We start from the raw sequence: 4,590 nt of genomic DNA on the forward strand, positions 1-4,590 counted from the left end.
CGTAGGCGGACGGGGTTTCAGTGCCGGCCGGTTCATTGGTGGCGTCCAGCACCACCGGCTTGCGGACGCCGCCCTGCTGCGCGGCCAGTCCGCCGGCCAGCCGCGCCTGCTGCGCCAGCTCCTGCGAGGCGGCGTCGATCAGCGCGATGTGGCGCTCGACCGTCTCGGCCAGCACCGCCTCGTTCAGCGCCACCAGCGCGAACACGGGATCGTCGATGTCGATCTTGACGCCGGTTTTTTCAAAGACCAGGCTGCGCAGCTTGTGCTGATCCATGGCGGCTTACCACTCGACCTTGTCGAGCTGCTCGAACAGGTCGCGGAACACTACCTTGATGCGCTGCTTTTCCATCAGGTTGAACTTGTCGCTTTCCTTGACTTCCTGGGCGGTCAGGCGGGCCGTGTTCATCTTCTTGATGTCGGCGCCGAAGGTGTCGGCGTTGCGGGCCGACAGCACCACGCGGCCCTTCACGCGGGCCGAGTTGTCGGCATAGGTCTGCGATTCGGTGAACTGCTTGCCGGACGCCGATTGCAGCAGGCCGAAGTGCTCGTTCTCCCACAGCACCAGCGGCACGTTGGTGGACTTGGCGGTGGAGACGAAGCCCATGGCGGTGTCGTGCAGCGTGTCGCCGCCGCCGACGATGGTGTGGATGTAGACCTTGCGTCCCGATTCCTCCAGCAGCGAGAAGCAATCGTTCTCGATCAGGTAGCCCATCAGCGGCGAGAAGGTGTTGGCGCCGTTGTCGATGACGCAGTTGCCGTCCTCTTCCAGGATGTCGATCATCAGCGCGTCGAAGCGCTTGGGGTCGATGGTGCGGCTGTCGGTCATCACCGGCACATGCTTGACGTCCATCGCCTTGTAGCGCGAGAAGGTCGCGTTCTCCTGGTCGGTGTCGTAGCAGCGCAGCGGCGTCTCGTCCTTGGCGGCGAGCCATTGCGCCAGGATGGTCGACACCAGGGTCTTGCCGATACCGCCTTTACCTTGGAGAATAAAATGTACCGAATTTTGCATCAATCACTCCAGAATCGCTCGAATGCGTCGAGAGTAATTGTTTTGCGGCGGTATGGCAACCGCCGGCCCGTATTCAGTCGCGCATTCAGTCGATAAACCGCAGCAGCCCCTGCAACGCGTGGATCACGGTCTGCTCGCGCACCGCCCGGCGGTCGCCGGTGAACACCAGCCGCTCGGTGTGCACGGTGTCGGCGTTGGCCCAGCCGAAGCACACGGTGCCGACCGGCTTGCCCGGCACGGCGCCGGTGGGGCCGGCGATGCCGGTGGTCGACACCGCCAGGTGGGCGTTGCTGGCGCCCAGCGCGCCGGTGGCCATGGCCGCCGCCACCTCCTCGGACACGCTGCCCATCTGCGCGATCAGCGCGGCCGACACGTCCAGCATCTCGGTCTTGGAAGCGTTGGAATAGGTGACGAAGCCGCAATCGAACCAGGCGGTGGAGCCGGCGATCTCGGTGATGGCCTGGGCCACGCCGCCGCCGGTGCACGATTCGGCGGTGGCCAGGATCAGGCCCTTCGCTTGCAGGGACTTGCCCACTTGCGCGGCCAGGTCAAGAATGGTGTCTGTGGAATTCATGGAACGCTCCGTCTGTTGCGGCACTCTGTGGCCTGGCTTCCACTCTACCATGCAGTGCGCGCCCGATGCCAGCGACGCACCGCTGATTTGCCTGAACCGCAACATGCCAGAAAACATTAGACCGCCGATTTGAACTTGCGTACACTCGGACGGATAAGCCGGCCGCCGCTGCCCAACCATTGCAGCCGTGCGCCGCCAAACGGGCAAACTGTTAAGCTTGCCAGGTAGTAGTAAGCGCTCCGAACCGGCCACGACGCCGGCTCCCCGGGGACCATACGGAGGCGCATCTCATGATCAGCCAGACCGACATCTTCAACGCCAGCATCCTGATCGTCGACGATCAGCCGGTCAACGTCGAACTGCTGGAATTCCTGCTCAAGTCCACCGGCTACACGGCGGTCAGCTCCACCACCGATCCGCGCGTGGTGGCGGGCTGGCACGCCGAGCACCAGTACGACCTGATCATCCTCGACCTGCAGATGCCCGGCATGAGCGGCTTCGACGTGATGGAGGCGATCCGCCCGCTGGAAACCGAGGCCTGGCTGCCGGTGCTGGTGGTCACGGCCCAGCCCGACCACAAGATCAAGGCGCTGGAGCTGGGCGCGCGCGACTTCGTCAGCAAGCCCTTCGATCCGGTCGAGGTGCTCACCCGCATCGGCAACATGCTGGAGGTGCGCCTGCTGCACCGCGAAACGCGCAGCTACAACACGCGGCTCGAGCAGACCGTGCGCGAGCGCACCGCCGAGCTGCAGCGCTTCCGCAGCGCGATGGACGCCACCGCCGACGCCATCTTCCTGCTCGACGCCGGCAGCGCCGAGCTGGTCGACGTCAACGACGGCGCCTGCCGCATGCTGGGCTATCCGCGCGCCGAAATGCTGGGCCATACCGCCAGCCGCATCGGCCTGGGCGCGCCGGCCGCGCTGAGCGAGCGGGCCGCCGGGCTGGCCGCCTATGCCGCCGCGCTGGGGCCGGCGCGCGCGCCCGAGATGATCGAGCTCGAGCTCATGCGGCGCGACCTGATCGCGGTGCCGGTCGAGCTGTACTGGCAGCTGCTGCGGCGCGCCGGCCAGCCCGACATCCTGCTGGGCGTGGCGCGCGACATCAGCGAGCGCCGCCATGCCGAGGAGCTGCTGCAGCACATGGCCCATTACGACAGCCTGACCGGCCTGCCCAACCGCACGCTGTTCTTCCAGACGCTGGGCGACGCCATCGCGCTGGCGCAGGAAAAGTCGTGGCGCATCGTGGTGCTGTTCATCGCGCTGGACCGCTTCAAGAACGTCAACGATTCGCTGGGCGCGGCGGCCGGCGACGAACTGCTGCGCCAGTTCAGCAACCGGCTGGTGCAATGCGTGCGCCTCCGCGACACGGTCGGGCGCATGGGCGGCGACGAGTTCGCGCTGATCCTGACCATGACGCGCGACCAGCAGGACGCGGTGCACACCGCCAACGAGGTGCGCGAGGCGCTGCGCCAGCCGTTCGACCTGGACGGCCACCCGGCCGCGCTCAGCGCCAGCATCGGCATCGCCATGTACCCGGACGACGCCACCGATCCGCACACGCTGGTCAAGTACGCCGACACCGCGATGGAGCGCGCCAAGCAGGCCGGGCGCGACGGCTACCGCTTCTTCACCGCCGGCATGAACGTGCAGGTGCTGGCGCGGCTGGACATGGAGATGGCGCTGCGCCGCGCGCTCGAGCACAACGAGCTGCTGCTGCACTACCAGCCCAAGGTCAACCTGCACACCGGCCAGATGGCCGGCGCCGAGGCGCTGCTGCGCTGGCAGCGGCCCGGCTGCGGCCTGGTGTATCCGGCCGAGTTCGTACCGGTGCTGGAGGATACCGGCCTGATCGTGCGGGTCGGCGCCTGGATCATCGACGCCGCCTGCCGCCAGATCGGCGCCTGGCTGCGCAGCGACACCGGGCCGGTGCGGGTCGCGGTCAACGTCGCCAGCCGCCAGTTCGTCGAGGGCGACCTGGAGCTGGTGGTGCGCAGCGCGCTGCTGCGCCACGACGTCCCGCCCGAGCTGCTGGAGCTGGAGCTGACCGAGACCGCGCTGATGTCCAACACCGAGCGCACCATCAGCGTGCTGACGAACCTGAAGGCGCTGGGCCTGAAGGTGGCGATCGACGACTTCGGCACCGGCTATTCGTCGCTGGCCTACCTGCAGCGCTTCCCGATCGACAAGCTCAAGATCGACATCGCCTTCGTGCGCGACATCACCACCAACCCCAACGACGCGGCCATCGCCCAGGCCATCATCAGCATGGCGCACAGCCTGAAGCTGCGGGTGATCGCGGAAGGGGTGGAGACGCGCGCCCAGCTCGAATACCTGCGGCGCAGCCGCTGCGACGAGATCCAGGGCTTCCTGTTCAGCCGGGCGGTGGCGCCGGCCGACATGGCGGCGCTGGTGCAGGCCGGCCACAGCCTGCCGCCCGACGTGGCCAAGCCGGGCCAGCCGGCGCAGACCCTGCTCATCGTCGACGACGACGTCAACGTGCTGGCCTCGCTGCACCGGCTGTTCCGCCGCGACGGCTACCAGATCCTGACCGCGGCCACGCCGGCCGAGGGGTTCGAGCTGCTGGCGCTGCACGCGGTGCAGGTGATCGTGTGCGACCAGCGCATGCAGGGCATGAGCGGCACCGAGTTCCTCAGCAAGGTCAAGGAGATGTACCCGGAGACGATACGCATCATCCTGTCCGGCTACACCGGGCTGGACGCGGTGATCGACTCGATCAACCGCGGCGCCATCTACCGCTTCTACACCAAGCCGTGGGACGACACCCAGCTGCGCGACAACATCCGGCTGGCCTTCCACCACTACTGGCTGTTGCACGGCAGCGGGCGCCACGCGGGCGAGCCGGGCGAGGACGTGACCGCGCTTCAGGAAGTGAAGTGATCGAAGCCCTGTAGTTGCAGGTCGAGCGGGGCGCCGGCCGCGTCCACCAGGCGCAGGCCGGGCGCGGCCTCGATGCGGCCCACGCGCGTGACCGGCGTGGCCACGCTGGC

The 4,590-nt window shown here is 67.6% G+C and carries 4 protein-coding genes; 1 reads left to right on the forward strand and 3 read right to left on the reverse strand.

What is annotated here, in order from left to right:
• The 3 genes from traM to GTP90_RS34885 form a co-directional block, all read right to left on the reverse strand.
• On the reverse strand, window positions 1-274 hold a 274-nt coding region (traM, locus tag GTP90_RS34875; RefSeq protein ID WP_503826779.1), incomplete at its 3' end, for a conjugal transfer transcriptional regulator TraM.
• Window positions 275-280: 6 nt separating this feature from the next.
• On the reverse strand, window positions 281-1,009 hold the full coding sequence (locus GTP90_RS34880; protein ID WP_161087807.1) for a P-loop NTPase family protein: 729 nt from the start codon (window positions 1,007-1,009) through the stop codon (window positions 281-283).
• An 85-nt stretch (window positions 1,010-1,094) separates the two neighbouring features.
• A complete protein-coding gene (locus GTP90_RS34885) occupies window positions 1,095-1,583 on the reverse strand; it encodes a CinA family protein (protein WP_161087808.1) in 489 nt (162 codons plus the stop codon).
• Between the two features lie 290 nt (window positions 1,584-1,873).
• On the opposite strand from GTP90_RS34885, the gene GTP90_RS34890 reads away from it, so the two are divergent.
• Window positions 1,874-4,480: an EAL domain-containing protein gene (locus GTP90_RS34890; RefSeq protein ID WP_161087809.1), complete on the forward strand. Its 2,607-nt coding sequence runs from the start codon at window positions 1,874-1,876 to the stop codon at window positions 4,478-4,480.
• The last annotated feature ends 110 nt before the right edge of the window (window positions 4,481-4,590 follow it).

This window comes from Duganella vulcania (assembly GCF_009857655.1).
Lineage (GTDB): Bacteria > Pseudomonadota > Gammaproteobacteria > Burkholderiales > Burkholderiaceae_D > Rugamonas > Rugamonas vulcania.